At 66.8% G+C, this 16,475-nt stretch carries 15 protein-coding genes; 1 reads left to right on the top strand and 14 read right to left on the bottom strand.

From position 1 onward, the window contains the following. Positions 1-57: 57 nt before the first annotated feature. From I6H87_RS11195 to apbC, 14 genes are all read right to left on the bottom strand, one after another. The gene (locus I6H87_RS11195) at positions 58-2,331 is read right to left on the bottom strand and encodes an arginine/lysine/ornithine decarboxylase (protein WP_011615917.1); all 2,274 of its coding nucleotides are present in this window, start codon (positions 2,329-2,331) and stop codon (positions 58-60) included. Positions 2,332-2,481: 150 nt separating this feature from the next. Beyond that, positions 2,482-3,048, bottom strand: coding sequence for a dCTP deaminase (gene dcd / locus I6H87_RS11190; RefSeq protein WP_010813843.1), 567 nt, complete (start codon positions 3,046-3,048; stop codon positions 2,482-2,484). A 96-nt stretch (positions 3,049-3,144) separates the two neighbouring features. Further along, positions 3,145-3,975, bottom strand: coding sequence for a formate dehydrogenase accessory sulfurtransferase FdhD (locus tag I6H87_RS11185; protein WP_010813844.1), 831 nt, complete (start codon positions 3,973-3,975; stop codon positions 3,145-3,147). Between the two features lie 63 nt (positions 3,976-4,038). Next, positions 4,039-4,428, bottom strand: a complete 390-nt coding sequence (locus I6H87_RS11180; protein ID WP_011615918.1) for a hypothetical protein — start codon at positions 4,426-4,428, stop codon at positions 4,039-4,041. A gap of 34 nt (positions 4,429-4,462) precedes the next feature. Further along, on the bottom strand, positions 4,463-5,671 hold the full coding sequence (locus I6H87_RS11175; RefSeq protein WP_010813846.1) for a formate dehydrogenase subunit gamma: 1,209 nt from the start codon (positions 5,669-5,671) through the stop codon (positions 4,463-4,465). Between the two features lie 64 nt (positions 5,672-5,735). Then, a complete protein-coding gene (locus I6H87_RS11170) occupies positions 5,736-5,972 on the bottom strand; it encodes a hypothetical protein (protein ID WP_010813847.1) in 237 nt (78 codons plus the stop codon). After that, complete coding sequence (gene fdh3B / locus I6H87_RS11165) at positions 5,969-6,646, bottom strand: formate dehydrogenase FDH3 subunit beta (protein WP_010813848.1); 678 nt, start codon at positions 6,644-6,646, stop codon at positions 5,969-5,971. The genes I6H87_RS11170 and fdh3B overlap by 4 nt, the downstream gene beginning before the upstream one ends. Before the next feature lie 15 nt (positions 6,647-6,661). Then, positions 6,662-9,694, bottom strand: a complete 3,033-nt coding sequence (locus I6H87_RS11160) for a molybdopterin-dependent oxidoreductase (protein WP_011615919.1) — start codon at positions 9,692-9,694, stop codon at positions 6,662-6,664. A 71-nt stretch (positions 9,695-9,765) separates the two neighbouring features. Beyond that, a complete protein-coding gene (locus tag I6H87_RS11155; RefSeq protein WP_010813850.1) occupies positions 9,766-9,981 on the bottom strand; it encodes a hypothetical protein in 216 nt (71 codons plus the stop codon). Between the two features lie 199 nt (positions 9,982-10,180). Continuing rightward, on the bottom strand, positions 10,181-10,813 hold the full coding sequence (locus I6H87_RS11150; protein ID WP_010813851.1) for a TorD/DmsD family molecular chaperone: 633 nt from the start codon (positions 10,811-10,813) through the stop codon (positions 10,181-10,183). A 35-nt stretch (positions 10,814-10,848) separates the two neighbouring features. Continuing rightward, complete coding sequence (locus I6H87_RS11145) at positions 10,849-13,014, bottom strand: 4Fe-4S binding protein (protein ID WP_011615920.1); 2,166 nt, start codon at positions 13,012-13,014, stop codon at positions 10,849-10,851. A gap of 101 nt (positions 13,015-13,115) precedes the next feature. Continuing rightward, on the bottom strand, positions 13,116-13,706 hold the full coding sequence (locus I6H87_RS11140) for a DUF3306 domain-containing protein (protein ID WP_010813853.1): 591 nt from the start codon (positions 13,704-13,706) through the stop codon (positions 13,116-13,118). Positions 13,707-13,733: 27 nt separating this feature from the next. After that, positions 13,734-14,267 (bottom strand): DUF3305 domain-containing protein, encoded by a 534-nt coding sequence (locus I6H87_RS11135; RefSeq protein ID WP_010813854.1) that lies wholly within the window; start codon positions 14,265-14,267, stop codon positions 13,734-13,736. 22 nt (positions 14,268-14,289) lie between these two features. Further along, a complete protein-coding gene (apbC, locus tag I6H87_RS11130; RefSeq protein WP_010813855.1) occupies positions 14,290-15,378 on the bottom strand; it encodes an iron-sulfur cluster carrier protein ApbC in 1,089 nt (362 codons plus the stop codon). Between the two features lie 339 nt (positions 15,379-15,717). Between apbC and I6H87_RS11125 the strand changes: the two genes are divergently transcribed. Then, positions 15,718-16,356, top strand: a complete 639-nt coding sequence (locus I6H87_RS11125; protein WP_010813856.1) for a YiaD family glycine zipper/OmpA-like lipoprotein — start codon at positions 15,718-15,720, stop codon at positions 16,354-16,356. The last annotated feature ends 119 nt before the right edge of the window (positions 16,357-16,475 follow it).

Raw genomic sequence — 16,475 nt, 5'->3', positions numbered from 1 at the left:
AAGAAAGGACCCCGCATAGCGGGGCCCTGCTCACGTCAGCGGAACGCGGACTGGCGCTCAGCCGCCCTGCTTCACGCAGTCGACAAAGTACGCCGTCTTGCCGTCGACCTCGTCCTCGACCAGGCCGTGGATGTCGGTCTCGAAGCCAGGGAACAGCTTGTTGAACTCGCGCGCGAACTTCAGGTACTGCACGATGGTGCGGTTGAAGCGCTCGCCCGGAATCAGCAGCGGAATGCCCGGCGGGTACGGCGTCAGCAGGATGGCGGTGACGCGGCCCTCCAGGTCGTCGACCGGCACGCGCTCGATCTCGCGGTGCGCCATCATGGCCCAGGCGTCCGACGGCTTCATCGCCGGCTCCATGTCCGACAGGTACATCTCCGTCGTCACACGGGCCACGTCGTTGGCCTTGTACACGCTGTGGATCGCATCGCACAGGTCACGCAGGCCCATGCGCTCGTATTGCGGGTGCTTGGCGACGAATTCCGGCAGCACGCGCCACAGCGGCTGGTTCTGGTCGTAGTCGTCCTTGAACTGCTGCAACTCGGTCACCAGCGAGTTCCAGCGGCCCTTGGTGATGCCGATAGTGAACATGATGAAGAACGAATACAGCCCGGTCTTCTCGATGATGATGCCGTGCTCGGCCAGGTACTTGGTGACGATGGCCGCCGGGATGCCGCGTTCGCTGAACTCGCCGTCCACGTCCAGGCCCGGGGTGATGATGGTGGCCTTGATCGGGTCGAGCAGGTTGAAGCCGTCGGCGAGGTCGCCGAAGCCGTGCCAGCGCTCATTGGCCTTGAGCATCCACTCTTCGCGGTCGCCGATGCCGTCTTCGATCAGTGCGTCCGGGCCCCACACCTTGAACCACCAGTCGCCGTTTTTGCCGTCGTCGTAGTCGCCCTCGACCTTGCGCATGGCGCGGCGGAAATCCATCGCCTCCTGGATGCTTTCTTCCACCAGCGCGGTGCCGCCCGGCGCTTCCATCATCGCCGCGGCCACGTCGCACGAGGCGATGATCGAGTACTGCGGGCTGGTCGAGGTGTGCATCAGGTACGCCTCGTTGAAGCGGTAGCGGTCCAGCTTGCGCGTCTCGGAATCCTGCACCAGGATCTGCGAGGCCTGCGACAGGCCGGCCAGCAGCTTGTGCGTCGACTGGGTGGCGAACACCAGCGCGTCCTTGCTGCGCGGGCGGTCCTTGCCGATCGCGTGCATATTGCGATAGAAGTCGTGGAAGGCCGCATGCGGCAGCCAGGCTTCATCGAAGTGCAGCGTATCGATCTCGGCGGCCAGCATTTCCTTGATCTGCTCGGCGTTGTACAGCACGCCGTCGTACGTACCCTGAGTGATGGTCAGGATGCGCGGCTTCTGGTTCTTGGCCTTGCTGGCGAACGGGTGGTTGGCGATCTTCTTCCTGATCGTCTCCGGATCGAACTCGCTCTTCGGGATCGGGCCGATGATGCCGTAGTGGTTGCGCGTGGGCATCAGGAAGACCGGGATCGCGCCCGTCATCATGATCGCATGCAGGATCGACTTGTGGCAGTTGCGGTCCACCACCACGATGTCGCCCGGCGCCACGTTGGCATGCCACACCATCTTGTTCGAGGTGGAGGTGCCGTTGGTGACGAAATACATGTGGTCGGAGTTGAAGATGCGCGCGGCATTGCGCTCCGACGCGGCCACCGGGCCGGTGTGGTCCAGCAGCTGGCCCAGTTCATCGACCGCGTTGCAGACGTCGGCGCGCAGCATGTTCTCGCCGAAGAACTGGTGGAACACCTGGCCCACCGGGCTCTTCAGGAAAGCCACGCCGCCCGAGTGCCCCGGGCAGTGCCACGAGTACGAGCTGTCCTGCGCGTAGTCGATCAGCGCCTTGAAGAACGGCGGCGCCAGCGTGTCGAGGTAGACCTTGGCTTCGCGGATGATGTGGCGTGCCACGAATTCCGGCGTGTCCTCGAACATGTGGATGAAGCCGTGCAGCTCGCGCAGAATATCGTTGGGGATGTGGCGCGAGGTGCGGGTCTCGCCGTACAGGAAGATCGGCAGGTCCGAGTTGCGGCGGCGCACTTCGGTGACGAAGGCGCGCAGCTTTTCGATGGCGGCGGCCTCGAGCTGGTCATCGCCGTCGCGCGTGAACTCGTCGTCGTCGATCGAGACAATAAAGGTCGATGCCCGGCTGGACTGCTGCGCAAACGACGTCAGGTCGCCGTAGCTGGTCAGGCCCATGACCTCCATGCCCTCTTTCTCGATCGCCTCGGCCAGCGCGCGGATGCCCGAGCCGGAGATGTTCTCGGAGCGAAAGTCTTCGTCAATGATGATGACGGGGAAACGGAATTTCATCGGGCATCCTTGATGGAAAGCAGGACATAAAGGACTTGAGCCACATGGCCGGCATGAGGTTCCCCGCTGCGGCGACATGTGGCTCTGACGTCAGGTGTGGCGGCCATTCTCGGGGCCAGCCTTCCGGCAAACGCCGGCATTGTAATGCGCTCAGGTCTTCGGCAGTGTGACACCGTGCTGGCCCTGGTACTTGCCGCCGCGGTCGCGGTACGAGGTCTCGCAGACTTCGTCGCTCTCGAAGAACAGCACCTGGGCGCAACCCTCGCCGGCGTAGATCTTGGCGGGCAGCGGCGTGGTGTTGGAGAACTCCAGCGTCACATAGCCTTCCCACTCCGGCTCGAACGGCGTCACATTGACGATGATGCCGCAGCGGGCGTAGGTGCTCTTGCCCAGGCAGATGGTCAGCACGCTGCGCGGGATCCGGAAGTATTCCATCGTGCGCGCCAGCGCGAACGAATTGGGCGGGATGATGCAGACATCGCCCTTGAAATCCACGAACGACTTCTCGTCGAAATTCTTCGGATCGACGATGGTGCTGTTGATATTGGTGAAGATCTTGAATTCGTCGGCGCAGCGGATGTCGTAGCCGTAGCTCGAGGTGCCGTACGAAACGATCTTGCGCCCGTCCTGCTCCCGGACCTGGCCTGGCGCGAACGGCTCGATCATGCCGTGCTGCTCCGCCATGCGGCGGATCCACTTGTCGGATTTGATGCTCATAAGGTTGGGAGGGTAAACACACTGGCTCGGAGTGCGCCGCATTGTACAACCAATCGCGCCCACCCCTTTATGCAAACGCAAGCAACCAAGTGCCGCTTACGCCACCGCGTCTTCAGGCAGCCGGTGGCGGAAGCGCTCGCGCCCGGTGTAGAGCAGGAAGTGCTTGCCGGTGCAGCGCGCAAACAGCGTCAGGTTGACGCGCCGGGCCATCTGGTAGCCCATCTGCGTCACGCCCGAGCGCGACAGCAGGAACGGGATGCCCATCTGCGCGCCCTTGATCACCATCTCGGAAGTCAGGCGCCCGGTGGTGTAGAAGATCTTGTCGCTGCCCGTCATGCCTTCCAGCCACATGCGCCCGGCGATGGCGTCCACGGCGTTGTGGCGGCCCACGTCCTCGATGAACATCAGCAGCTCGGTGCCCTGGAACAGCGCGCAGCCGTGCACCGAGCCAGCCTGCTTGTAGACCGACTGCTGCAGCCGGATGGTGTCGATGATGCCGTACAGGGTGTCCTGGTCCAGCGTGGCGCCAACCGGCAGGCGGATGTTGTCGACCTCATCGAGCAGCGAGCCGAACACGGTGCCTTGCCCGCAGCCGGTGGTCACCACGCGGCGCGCGGTGCGTTCCTCGATGCGGTCCACGCCATTGCGCGTGGTCACGGCGGCGGACTCGGTTTCCCAGTCGACCTGCACCGCGGCGATGTCTTCGATCGATTCCACCAGCCGCTGGTTGCGCAGGTAGCCGAGCACCAGGTGCTCGGGCGCGCCGCCCAGGGTCATCAGCGTGACCAGCTCGCGCTTGTCGAGGTAGACCGTCAGCGGACGCTCGCCCGGCAGGTAGGCCGCGCGCACGCGGCCCTGCTCGTCGACGACTTCAACCTCTTCGATCAGGGGAACGGCTGCCTGGGTAAGCTCGGGACGCAGGGTCATGACGAGGGGCTCGGGACTGCTGGTGAGGGCCCCGCGCCGCGCGCGGCGTGCATGGGGCTGTGGTTACGGCGCCTTTGCAGGGGATTGTACCGCGCCGGCCGCGGCTGGTTTGGCGTCGGCCGCGGTGCTGGCCACGGCTGGCGCCGGGGCGGCAGGCGCAGCGGCGGTCGGCGCCACAAACGGGCCCGGATCGGCACACGCGGCGGCTTGCGACGGCGCGCGGGTTTCCTGGCCGTGGGCCTTGCGCTCGGCGAAGTAACGCGCCGCGGTCTTGTCCTGCGCGCGGCACAACTGGTAGGCGGCGACCTTGTCGGCCCAGGCGGTGCGCGCCTTGGTCTCAGCGGCCTTGGCCTGCTGGGCCTCGGTCGGCGGCGGCAGCTTGGCCAGCGCGCCGGTGGCAAGGGTGGCGCCCGCGCACAGGGCAACCAGCGTCAGGGTGCGTGTCATCGTCATCGTGGGTTCCGCATGGTCTGGTTGGCAGCCGGCCTCAGGCTTCGCCCGGGGTATGCCGGGTGTTGCGCCCCGCGGCGGCTTCCGGGCTGGCCGAACGCTGGGCCGGGATCTTGCCGGACTTGATGTCGTCGTACCAGTGCTCGTGGTGCTCCTTGGCCCAGGCCTCGTCCACCCAGCCGTCGCGCATGGCGCGGTAGGCGCCTTCCATGCCGACCGTGCCCATGTAGATATGGCCGCACGCCATCGCGATCATCAGCACGGCCGAGATCCCATGGATCACGTTGGCGATCTGCATGGTCGCGCGGTAGTAGTCCATGCCTGGCACGATCATGTCCAGCACCCAGCCCGATGCCGACAGCACCAGCCCGAACACGAACACGCCGATCCAGAACCACATCTTCTCGCCGGCATTGAAGCGCCCGCTCGGCACATGCTTGCCGGACGCCAGGCCGCCAAGGCTGGTGACCCAGCGCATGTCGTCGCGGTTGGGCAGGTTGTCGCGCACGAACACCACGAAGGCCACGATCACCGACAGCGTGAAGATCGGGCCGATCACGTTGTGCAGGTTCTTCAGCACGTAGGTCAGCCAGCCGAACAGCATGTGGCCCATCAGCGGCAGCAGGAAATGCTTGCCCAGCAGCAGCACGATGCCCGACACCGCCAGCACCACGAACGAGATCGCCATGGTCCAGTGGACAATGCGCTCAAGCGGCGTGAAGCGCTCGATCATGCGGCCGGTGCGCGGCGTGCGCAGCGGGATGGCGCCGCGCCAGAGGAAGAAGCCCAGGATGGCAAGCGGCACCACCAGCAGCAGCCAGCCGCCCCAGACGGTGATGACGCCGTTGCGGAACAGGCGCCATTGCTGCCCGGTGCGCTGGATCAGCACGCCGGCTTCCTTGTCGGGCAGGCTGCTGTAGTGGCGCTGGTCGGAATTGACCTCGCGCCAGACCGGCGCATTGTTGCCGGGCTGCGTGACGGTGCGCTGCTGCTGCGACTGGGCCTCGGCGGCGATATCGCGGCGCGGTATGTTGAAGATATTCTCGGATGCGATGCCGGCCAGCGGCTGGACCGGGTGCGTGGCCGGGTTGTTGGTGTCGGCATTGGCCTGCGCGGCGGCCGGTGCCGGCGGTGCCGAGGCCGGCGCCTGTGCGGCGGCGGTGCCGGCAAAGGCCGCCAGCGCCAGCGCGCCGGCGCTGAGCCAGCGCCGCCAGCCTGCGCGGCATGCATTCTGCGACGGCGTCATGTGCACTCCTTCGGATCGTCGAGGGCCAGCGCCCGGCTGCCGGGGCGGCCCAGCTGCAGCGCCTTCATTGCGTGCGGTTGTACTCGTTCTGCAACTGGTTGCGCTGGCGAATCTGGTTGTCCCAGCTGGTCTTGTCGCCCTGCTTCCAGCCCTTGGCCACGAACGGATCATCCGGGGCGCCCTGGTAGGCCTGGGCGTCAGTCTTGCGGTGCGACGGGCTGATGGTCTGCGGCTTCTCGCCGCAAGCTGCCAGCAGCACGCCGCACAGCGACACCAATGCAACAACGCGGACGCGGTTCATGACGCTTGCCCTCCCGGGGCCGCGGGTGCGGCCGGTGCAGCGGGCGCCGGCTGTGCCGGTTGGGCCGGCTGGGCCGCGCCGCCCTTGGCGGTGCCGTAGGCCGTGCCCCAGCCGAACACGTCGCCGCCGGTGCCGCGCTTGATCACGCGGTTGCGCAGGATGTCGGCGATCACATCGCCGTCGCCGCCCAGCAGCGCCTTGGTCGAGCACATCTCGGCGCACAGCGGCAGCTTGCCTTCGGCCAGGCGGTTGCGGCCGTATTTCTCGAACTCAGCTTCCGAGCCGTTCTTTTCCGGGCCGCCAGCGCAGAAGGTGCACTTGTCCATCTTGCCGCGCACGCCGAAGGTGCCGGTCGACGGGAACTGCGGCGCGCCGAACGGGCAGGCGTAGGAGCAGTAGCCGCAGCCGATGCAGACGTCCTTGTCGTGCAGCACCACGCCGTCCTCGGTGCGGTAGAAGCAGTCGACCGGGCAGACCGCCATGCAGGGCGCGTCCGAACAGTGCATGCAGGCCACCGAGATCGATTTCTCGGCGCCGACCATGCCGTCGTTGACGGTGACCACGCGGCGCCGGTTCACGCCCCAGGGCACCTCGTGCTCGTTCTTGCAGGCAGTGACGCAGCTGTTGCACTCGATGCAGCGCTCGGCGTCACAGATAAATTTCATGCGTGCCATGGTGTCCCTCTGCGCTTAGGCAAACCGCTCGATCTGGCAAACGGTGGTCTTGGTTTCCTGCATCATCGTCACCGAGTCATAGCCGTAGGTGGTGGCCGTGTTGACCGCCTCGCCCCGCACCACCGGCATCGCGCCCGCGGGGTAGTAGTCCTTCAGGTCCTTGCCTTGCCACCAGCCCGAGAAATGGAACGGGATAAACGCGGTATCGGGCCCCACCCGCTCGGTCACCAGCGCGCGCACCTTGATGCGGGCCCCGGTGGGCGTCTTCACCCAGCAAAAGTCACCGTTGCGGATACCGCGGTCGGACGCCGCGCGCGGGTTGATCTCGACGAAGTTCTCCTGCTGCAGTTCGGCCAGCCACGGGTTGGAGCGGGTTTCTTCGCCACCGCCCTCGTACTCGACCAGCCGCCCGGAGGTCAGGATGATCGGGAACTTTTCATAGACCTTGTTCTCGATATTGCGCTGCTGCACCGACTTGTACAGCGTCGGCAGCCGCCAGAACGCCATCTTGTCGTCGTGGGTCGGGTACTTGGCGACCATGTCCGGGCGCGTGGAGTACAGCGGCTCGCGATGCTGCGGGATCGCGTCGGGGAAGTTCCATACCACCGCGCGCGCCTTGGCGTTGCCGAACGGGTGGCAGCCATGGTTCTTCATCACCACGCGCTGGATGCCGCCCGACAGGTCGGTCTTCCAGTTCTTGCCTTCGGCCTTGGCCTTCTCGGCATCGGTCAGGTCGTCCCACCACCCCAGCTTCTTCAGCAGCACATGATCGAACTCCGGATAGCCGGTGGTGATCTCAGCGCCCAGCGAATACGAACCGTCCTCCGCCAGCAGGCTGACGCCGTCGCGCTCCACGCCGAAATTGGCGCGGAAGTTGCCGCCGCCGTCCATCACGTGCTTGCTGGTGTCGTACAGGTTGGGCGAGCCCGGGTGCTTCAGTTCCGGCGTGCCGTAGCACGGCCACGGCAGCCCGAAGTAGTCGCCGCTCAGGTCGTAGCCGGTCACCGGGTCCTTGCCCGCCTTGCAGCGCAGCGTCTTGACGTCGAACATCTGCATATTGCGCATATGCGCCTTCAACCGCTCCGGCGACTGGCCGGTGTAGCCGATGGTCCAGTTGCTGGCGTTGATCTCGCGCAGGATCGATTCTGGCTCCGGCTCCATCCAGGTGCGGCCGGCGCGCTTCACCTCGATCAGCTTCATGTTCTTCGACAGCTCCTTGCCAAAGCCGAGCCGGTCGGCAAACGCCTGCATCAGCGTATGGTCGGGCATCGACTCGAACAGCGGCTCGATGACCTTCTCGCGCCATTGCAGCGAGCGGTTCGACGCGGTGCACGTGCCCGAGGTCTCGAACTGCGTGCATGCCGGCAGCAGGTAGACCGCGCGGTTCGGGTTGACCTTGTCGCCCTCGGCCGGCGGCATGTTGGCCATGGCCGCGGTCGCCGACGGATAGGGGTCGACCACCACCAGCAGGTCGAGCTTGTCCAGCGCCTTCTTCATCTCCAGGCCGCGCGTCTGCGAGTTCGGGGCATGGCCCCAGAAGAACACGCCGCGCACGTTGTTGTCCTGGTCGATCAGCTCGTTCTTCTCGGTGACGATATCGATCCAGCGCGACACCGTGGTGCCGGACTTCTCCATCATCGCCTGCGAGACGAACTGCTTCTTGATCCATTCATAGTCCACACCCCACACCGCGGCGTAGTGCTTCCACGCGCCGGTGGCCAGGCCGTAGTAGCCCGGCAGCGAGTCCGGGTTGGGGCCCACGTCCGTGGCGCCCTGCACGTTGTCATGGCCGCGGAAGATGTTGGCGCCGCCTCCCGCCACGCCGATATTGCCCAGCGCCAGCTGCACGAGGCACGAGGCCCGCACGATCGCGTTGCCGATGGTGTGCTGGGTCTGACCCATGCACCACACCAGCGTGCTGGGACGGTTCTTGGCCATGATCTCGGCCACCATCTTCACCTGCGCCTCGGGCACGCCGCAGACTTCCTCGACCTTGTCGGGCGTCCACTTGGCCATGACCTCTTCCTTGACCTTGTCCATGCCGTAGACGCGGTCCTGCAGGTACTTCTGGTCTTCCCAGCCGTTCTGGAAGATGTGGTACAGCATGCCGAACAGGAACGCGATGTCGGTACCCGAGCGGATGCGCACGTAGTGTTGCGCCTTGGCTGCGGTGCGCGTGTAGCGCGGATCGACCACGATCACCTTGCAGCCGTTCTCCTTGGCGTGCAGCAGGTGCAGCATCGATACCGGGTGCGCCTCGGCCGCGTTGGAGCCGATATACAGCGCTGCCTTCGCGTTCTGCATATCGTTGTACGAGTTGGTCATCGCCCCGTATCCCCAGGTATTCGCCACGCCCGCCACGGTGGTTGAGTGACAGATGCGCGCCTGGTGGTCGGTGTTGTTGGTGCCGAAGAACGACACCCACTTGCGCAGCAGGTAGGCCTGCTCGTTGCTGTGCTTGGACGAGCCGACGAAGAACATCGAGTCCGGGCCGGTCTGCTGGCGGATCTCCTTCATCTTCGCGGTGATCTCGTCCAGCGCCTGGTCCCAGCTGATGCGCTGGTACTTGCCGTTGACCAGCTTCATCGGGTACTTGAGGCGGTATTCGCCGTGGCCGTGCTCGCGCAGCGCCGCGCCCTTGGCGCAGTGCGCGCCCAGGTTGATGGGCGAATCGAACACCGGCTCCTGGCGGATCCACACGCCGTTCTGCACCACCGCGTCGACCGCGCAGCCGACCGAGCAGTGGCCGCACACGGTGCGCCTGACCACGATGCCGGTCTTGCCGTCGGCAGCCGCCTTCTTGTCGTCGGCTGCGTCCGCCTTGCGGATCAGCGTCAGCTGCGAGGCCGCCAGCCCGGCACCGACGCCGATGCCAGAGCGCTTGAGGAAGCTGCGGCGGTCCATGGTCGGCATCGCGCCGGCCAGGCTGGCCGCGAGCCGCTGCGAGAGTCGGCCGGAGGCTGCGCCGGCATGTTCAGGCCGGTTGGCCAGGCCGTCAGCGAGGCGGGCGGATGCGCCCTGCGCCGCGCGTTTGCGGGTCAAGATCATGTCTCACCTCAGATGCGGACGCAGGTCGCGTCCGGTTGCAGGCGGTGCGGCAGACCACACCGCCCTGGCAGCTACACCAGCGTGGTCCGGTAGTACTTGCGGATGTGGTCAGAGACCCGGTAACCCTTGCTGGCCGACGGAGGATCGGTGGGTTCCGGCAGAGCTGCGGCCTGGTCCGGCATGGCCGGACCGCGCGCGGTCAGCGCTGCCGCACCCGTAGCGGCAGCCACAACTCCAGCGCCCGCGAGAAACGTGCGGCGCGCGACCCTGGTTTGCTTCTGTGTCATGTGGGGGCTCCTCGGCTGTCCAAGCCCGATGGTTTTAGCCGTTATGCGTTGTTATGCATATTCTAGAATCAACTAGCAGGAAAGACCATGATATGCACGGGTTTTTCCCTACTTTCCAACCCATTTTCGTGTAAATGGCCGCCTTGGGCCCGCTGCGCTAAAGAAGCCTCGAAGCGCGCCGATATTCAATGCCGCCCGCTCAATGCATCTCGAGCGCCATCGCTTCCACGCCGGCAAACGCGCCCAGCAAGCCTGCCACGCTGCGATAGAAACGCGCCTGCGGGTGCGTCGTCACTGCATCGCACAATCGCTCCACCCAGGGCTGCAGGTGCTGCGCATAGAAACGCTGCTGCTCGCCCAGGTTGGACACCGCCAGGTCGTCGCCCGCCACCAGGAAGCGCATCACCTCGCACAGCGTGGCGATATGGTCCTCGGTTTCGCTGACATCTTCATGGCGCTCCAGGCCGTAGCGGGCCAGGTCTTCGCGCAGCGCCACCAGCGGGCGCTCGTTCAGGAAACCGGTCATGTAGAAGGAGCCGTACAGGAACACATCCTGGCGGCCCACGCCCACGAACAGCTGCCGGTACTCGTCCTCGGCCTCGGCCGCCGTGGTCTCCGATGCTGCATCGCACAATGCGTTCCACGCCTTGCCCAGCACGGTGTTCGCGTCCTCGCCCACGGCGCGGTTGGCGGCGATGTGGTGCAGCAGCGCGGCGTCGGGCGCGTGGTAGAACAGCGTGGCAAGCAGACCATAGAGGTCGGCGCGGGCGGTGTCTTCGGCATCGTCGGCGGGCGGCGCGGCGGTGAGCTGGATCGGCTGGAAATCTGTCATGTCGTGATGATTTGTCCTGGGTGGCCTGGCCGCTGTCAGCGCAGCGTGGCGCCGGTGGCGGTTCCCGTATCGCGCTCTATCATGTCGATGACGCGGCAGTCAGGGCACATCTTCAGGCGCTCGGCCGCGGCGCCGGCAAAGGCCGGATGGCCGGCCAGGCGCACCAGCATCGACTCCACCATCTGCGCCGTGCCGAACGGCTTGGCGCAGCGGATGCAATGGAACGGCTGGGTCTCGTTCAGGGTCACCGGGCGGCGCGCTGCGTCGCCGGCCAGCAGGCGCGGCACCAGGCTGATGGCGTCTTCCGGGCAGGTCTTCTCGCACAGCCCGCACTGCACGCAGTTGCGCTCGATAAAGCTGAGCACCGGGCGCTCGGGATTGTCGCGCAGCGCCTGCGACGGGCACGCGCCGACGCAGGCCATGCACATGGTGCACTTGCCCGTATCCACCGCGATCGCGCCGATCGGCGCGCCGGCCGGCAGCGGCACGCTTGGCGCGGGCACCGGCGCGTGCCGCGCCAGGTGATCCAGCACAAAGTCCAGCATCTCGCGCTTGGCCGCGACGGGGCCGAACGGCGCCGGCGGCACTGCGTTGCGGCCCGGGCGCAGCGCCGCCAGGCCGGCATCCAGCGCCGGCGTATCGGCGGCCTCGACCAGCGACAGTACCTCGCCGTCATAGCCCAGGCCGGCCAGCAGAGCGCGCCCGACCGCGATCTGCTCCAGCAGCGCGGTGCGGTACTGCGGTGCCTCGTCGCCGGTCAGCAGCACCGCTACGCGGCTGGCGCCCCAGCACAGCGCGGCGAGCCATAGCTCCAGCCCGGCCGAGGCCGGGTGGAACAGCGACAACGGCATCACATTGGCGGGCACTCCCCTGGCCTTGCCGCCGCGGGCGGAACGGCCCAGTGCCAGCAGCGCGGGCGTGCCGTATTCCTCGCCATGCAGCAGCACCACCGGATCGCGCGCGCCGGCCTGGCGGTACGCTGACAGCAGCGTGCGCAGGCGCGCGCCGGTCACTTCCGGCCCCGGGTAGCCATAGCTGATGGCCCCGCTCGGGCACACGGTGGTGCACGCGCCGCAGCCCATGCACAAGTTGGGCGTGACCTCGATGCGCCCCTTGCCGTCGTGCCAGCGCGAGCCGATGGCCTCGGTCGAGCAGATGTCGATGCAGGCGGTGCAGCCGGTGGTCTGGTTGCGGCCATGCGCGCACAGGTTTTCCTTGTAGCGGAAGAACCTGGGCTTCTCGAACTCGCCCACCAGCCCCGCCAGCATCAGCGCCTGGGCCTGCTGGCGCGCGGCATCGGCGCCAGCGTGCAGATAGCCCTGCGGCGGCTGGTGCATGGTGAAGGCAGGCGTGTCGCACAGGTCGAAGACCAGGTCGAAGCGTCCCTGCACAGTGCCCTGCGGGCGGTCGAAGTCGATCGCCGCGGCGGCGCCGCAGGCGCGCACGCAAGCACGGTGCGAGCGGCAGCGCGACAGGTCGATCTGGTAGCTGAAGTCGATCGCGTCCTCGGGACAGGCGTCGATGCAGGCGTTGCAGCGGGTGCACAGGTCCAGGTCGATCGGGTTGCTGCGGCCGGCGCCGGTCTCCCAGCTGGCCTCGAACGCGCCCAGCCAGCCTGTCAGCGAGGCCAGCCGGCCGCTGTGGACCGGATAGGCGCGCGCCGCAGGCTGCGCCGCGGCGCCTTCACGCATGTCGCTGCCGGTCAGCAGAACCGTGACCTCCAGCTGCATCGCGGCCAGCCGCTCGGCCCACGGCAGCGCCCGCTGGGCCGGGCCCAGCACCAGCACCGCGCCGTCGGAACGGTAATCCACCACCGGCACCGGGTCAGGTTCGGGCAGCGCTGCCACGGCCAGCAGCGCGGCGATCTTGGCATTGGCGGTCTTGGGGTCGCGCCGGGCGCCCTGTGACCAGCCGCCGGTCTCGCGGATATTGACGAAGCGCACCGGCGCGGTCACCACCGGGCGGCCATCGCTGCCCTGCGCGGCCTGCGCCGCGACTTCGGTAAATAGCTGGCGTTCCTGGGTGCAGGCGACGATGACGTCGTCGGTGCCGTCGAGCGCGGCGGTGAAGTCGCCGATCTCGCGCCGGCACAGCAGGCGATGGACCTTCAAGGGGCCCTGGTTGGCGTCCTTGGTTGCTTCGGACAATGCCGCCCCGTCAAGCGGCATGGTGTCGTTGCAGTTGCAGATCAGCGTCGGCATGGCGAATGCGGCTGACCGGTCCGGACGTCCTTCTTGGCGAGGGGTCTGCGGGCCGGCGGATTGTGGGGATGCCTATTGTAGGCTGCGCTGCACCTGTGAGGCTACGCGCATTTATCCGGGTCTTGCGGGCCCTGTTCTGCGCTTTGACTTACAGTTTGCTGCGGCGTTTCGACTGGTGCGGGTATGTCCGTAGTGTCGGCGGTCTCGCCGGATTCGGCGAACTCGGCGGGCGCCGCCGGCGGTACATCCACAGGCCCTGCGGCGGCGGCCGCGGCCTGTGCCGCCGCGCGTTCCTCGTCGGTCGGCTCGAACAGGCCCAGTGTCTCGGACTGGCGCAGCTGGCGCAGGATCTCCGGCGGGATCGGGTCGGGCTTGCTGTAGTCGTCGATATAGATGTCGAGCCCGTCCATGACCTTGAAGTGCGGATCGGCGAACAGCGTCTTCAGCGCCGCGCGCTTGACTGACTCATCCACGCCGCGGGCCACGAACCGGGCGATCTCGTCGCCGGGGCGCAGCGCGGCCACGTCCTCCAGCGTCGGGGCCGGTACTTGCGGCGCTTCGGGTGCTGCCCCGGTGGCCGCGGGGACGGCTTCGGCATGCGCCGGTGGTGCCGGTTCTGCCGGCACGGGCACGCCCTCCCGCACCGCGGCCTTGCGGCGCGACCAGCGCGACAGGAAGGACGAATCGCTCATCGGCAGGGCAAGCTCAGGTCGTCAGGATCAGTAGCGGGCGCGGTCTTCCGGCGCCTTGAAGGATTCGGGCCGGCGCCGCTGCTTGGGCTCGGGCCGGTAGTGCTGGTCGACATAGGCCTGCAGCCACTCGCGCTGCTCGGGCGCCAGCGGCACGTTCTCGACGGTCTCGCCGGCATCGAGCCAGCGGCCGGCCTCGTTGTACGACAGCGTCACGGTCATCGGCACCGGATGGGCCTCTTCGCCAGCGCCGTCGTCCTCTGGCATGCGCCACAGCACGAACCAGCACGGCGTGGTCGAGGTCAGGTTCAGGTAATAGCCTTCGCCCTGGTCGCGGAACAACGTCACCTCGAAGCCCGGGTAGAGCCAGTGCGCGCCGTGGGCGTCGTGCTCCAGGCACACGGGATGCGTGCCGAACTCGCCAAGGTCCGGCAGCACCGCGTCCAGCTCCCACTTCCACGGCTGCCAGCGGTTGGCCAGCGCGACCTTGCGCATCACCACCGCCATGGTGACGGCGGGGCGGGCAGCGGGTGCCGGCAGGTCGGGGGCAGGCTGGCTTTCCATGGTTGCTGCGCGCGGCGCGCGCTCAGGTGTTTTGCACCACGATACTCGGAAACTTGCTGGTCATGTCGCGCGCCTTGTCGGCGACCTTGATCGCCACCTTGCGCGCGATGGCGCGGTACATCCCGGCCACCGGGCTGTCGGGCTCGGCCACCACGGTCGGGCGGCCGGAGTCGGCCTGCTCGCGGATCTGCAGGTTCAGCGGCAGGCTGCCCAGCAGGTCGACGCCGTAGTCGGCGCACATCTTCTCGCCGCCGCCGTGGCCGAAGATATGCTCGACATGGCCGCAGTTCGGGCAGCAGTAGACCGCCATGTTCTCGACGATGCCCAGGATGGGAATGCCCACCTTCTCGAACATCTTCAGGCCCTTCTTGGCATCCAGCAGCGCGATATCCTGAGGCGTGGTGACGATCACCGCGCCGGTGACCGGCACCTTCTGCGACAGCGTCAGCTGGACGTCGCCGGTGCCCGGCGGCATGTCGACGATCAGGTAGTCCAGATCGTGCCAGTTGGTCTGGCGCAGCAGCTGCTCCAGCGCCGAGGTGACCATCGGGCCGCGCCATACCATCGGGTTGTCCTGCTCGATCAGGAAGCCGATCGAGTTGGCCTGCAGGCCGTGCCCTTCCAGCGGCTCCATGGTCTGGCCGTCGGCGGATTCCGGGCGGCCGTCGATGCCCAGCATCATCGGCAGGCTCGGCCCATAGATGTCTGCGTCGAGCATGCCGACGCGCGCGCCTTCCGCCGCCAGCGCCAGCGCCAGGTTCACGGCCGTGGTGGACTTGCCCACCCCGCCCTTGCCCGACGCCACCGCAATCACGTTCTTCACGCCCGGCAGCAGCTTGACCCCGCGCTGCACCGCGTGCGCGACGATCTTCATGGTCACGGCCACGCTGACGTTGCTCACGCCCGGCACTTGCCGCACTGCAGCAACCACCAGCTTGCGGATCGGATCGAACTGGCTCTTCGCGGGGTAGCCGAGTTCGACTTCCAGCGAGACATCGCCGCCGTCGACGCGGATGTTCCTGGCCGAGCGGGTGGACACCAGGTCCTTGCCCGTATTGGGGTCGATGACGGTGCGCAGGGCTTCGGTGACCTGCTCAGTGCTGACGCTCAAGACATACTCCGCTTCGATGATTGGGGGGACTGGCGCATGATGGCCTGCGCCTAATGTATCAAAGTATGCAGCACCGGCCATGAACGCCGGAAATCCGCGCGCAATACCCTGCATAGGGTGTGGGATTACAGACATTTACAAATCTCACAAGCTTGCACTTGTGCGCGCGCCGCCATATCCATATTGTAGTGCGGTTGGTCGGCCCGGTACGCCGGCATCGCAGGCGGTGCCCGGGCCGGCCGGGCCCGACGCGTACAAAGGGTTACCTGCCGCTAGCCTTGGCGTTACCATCGCGATGCGGTACCAAGAACATTTACGGGAACATCAGAAGGAGAAAGCATGAAGATCAAGCTCGTTACTGTCTCGCTCACCGCTGCCACGCTGCTGGCCGCAGGTTGCGCCACTGAACAGCAAACCCATACGGCAGTCGGCACCGGCGTGGGCGCCGCGGTCGGCGCCGGGCTTGGCAACCTGATCGGCGGCAATACCACCGGCACGCTGGTGGGCGCGGCAGTGGGCGGTGCCATCGGCGGCGCAACCGGCTACAACTGGAACGCCATCCGCGGCAAGCTGAACAAGGACACCGCGGGCACGGGCACTCAGATCACCGAGCAGCCGGATGGCACGCTCAAGGTCAACATCCCCAGCCAGGTTACCTTCGATACCGACAGCGCCACCATCAAGCCGTCGTTCCGCTCGGTGCTCGACCAGGTCGCGCAGACCCTGGGCCAGCACCAGGACGTGAGCGCCAACGTGGTGGGCCATACCGACAGCACCGGCAACCCCAACTACAACATGCAGCTGTCGCAGCGCCGCGCCCAGAGCGTGGCCGGCTACCTGGGTGATCGCGGCGTCGCACGCAACCGACTGACGGCCGAAGGGCGCGGGCAATCCCAGCCGGTTGCGGACAACGGCACTGAGGCCGGACGGGCACAAAATCGCCGCGTCGAAATTTTTTTGAAACCAATTCAAGGATGACCTAGTCATAGAAACAGGTGCCGCTTGCCACCGTTGCTGGCTCGCGATGGGTGGCTGACCTCCCGGGCGGTACCTGATTTCTCCTCCTTTTCCGTTGTGGAAAGCTGCGCCGGTTCTGA

The sequence above is a fragment of the Cupriavidus necator genome (genome assembly GCF_016127575.1).
GTDB classification, from domain to species: Bacteria; Pseudomonadota; Gammaproteobacteria; order Burkholderiales; family Burkholderiaceae; genus Cupriavidus; species Cupriavidus necator_D.
Note: the sequence above shows the minus strand (reverse complement) of the source record. Positions and strands in the feature narration are given on the sequence as shown.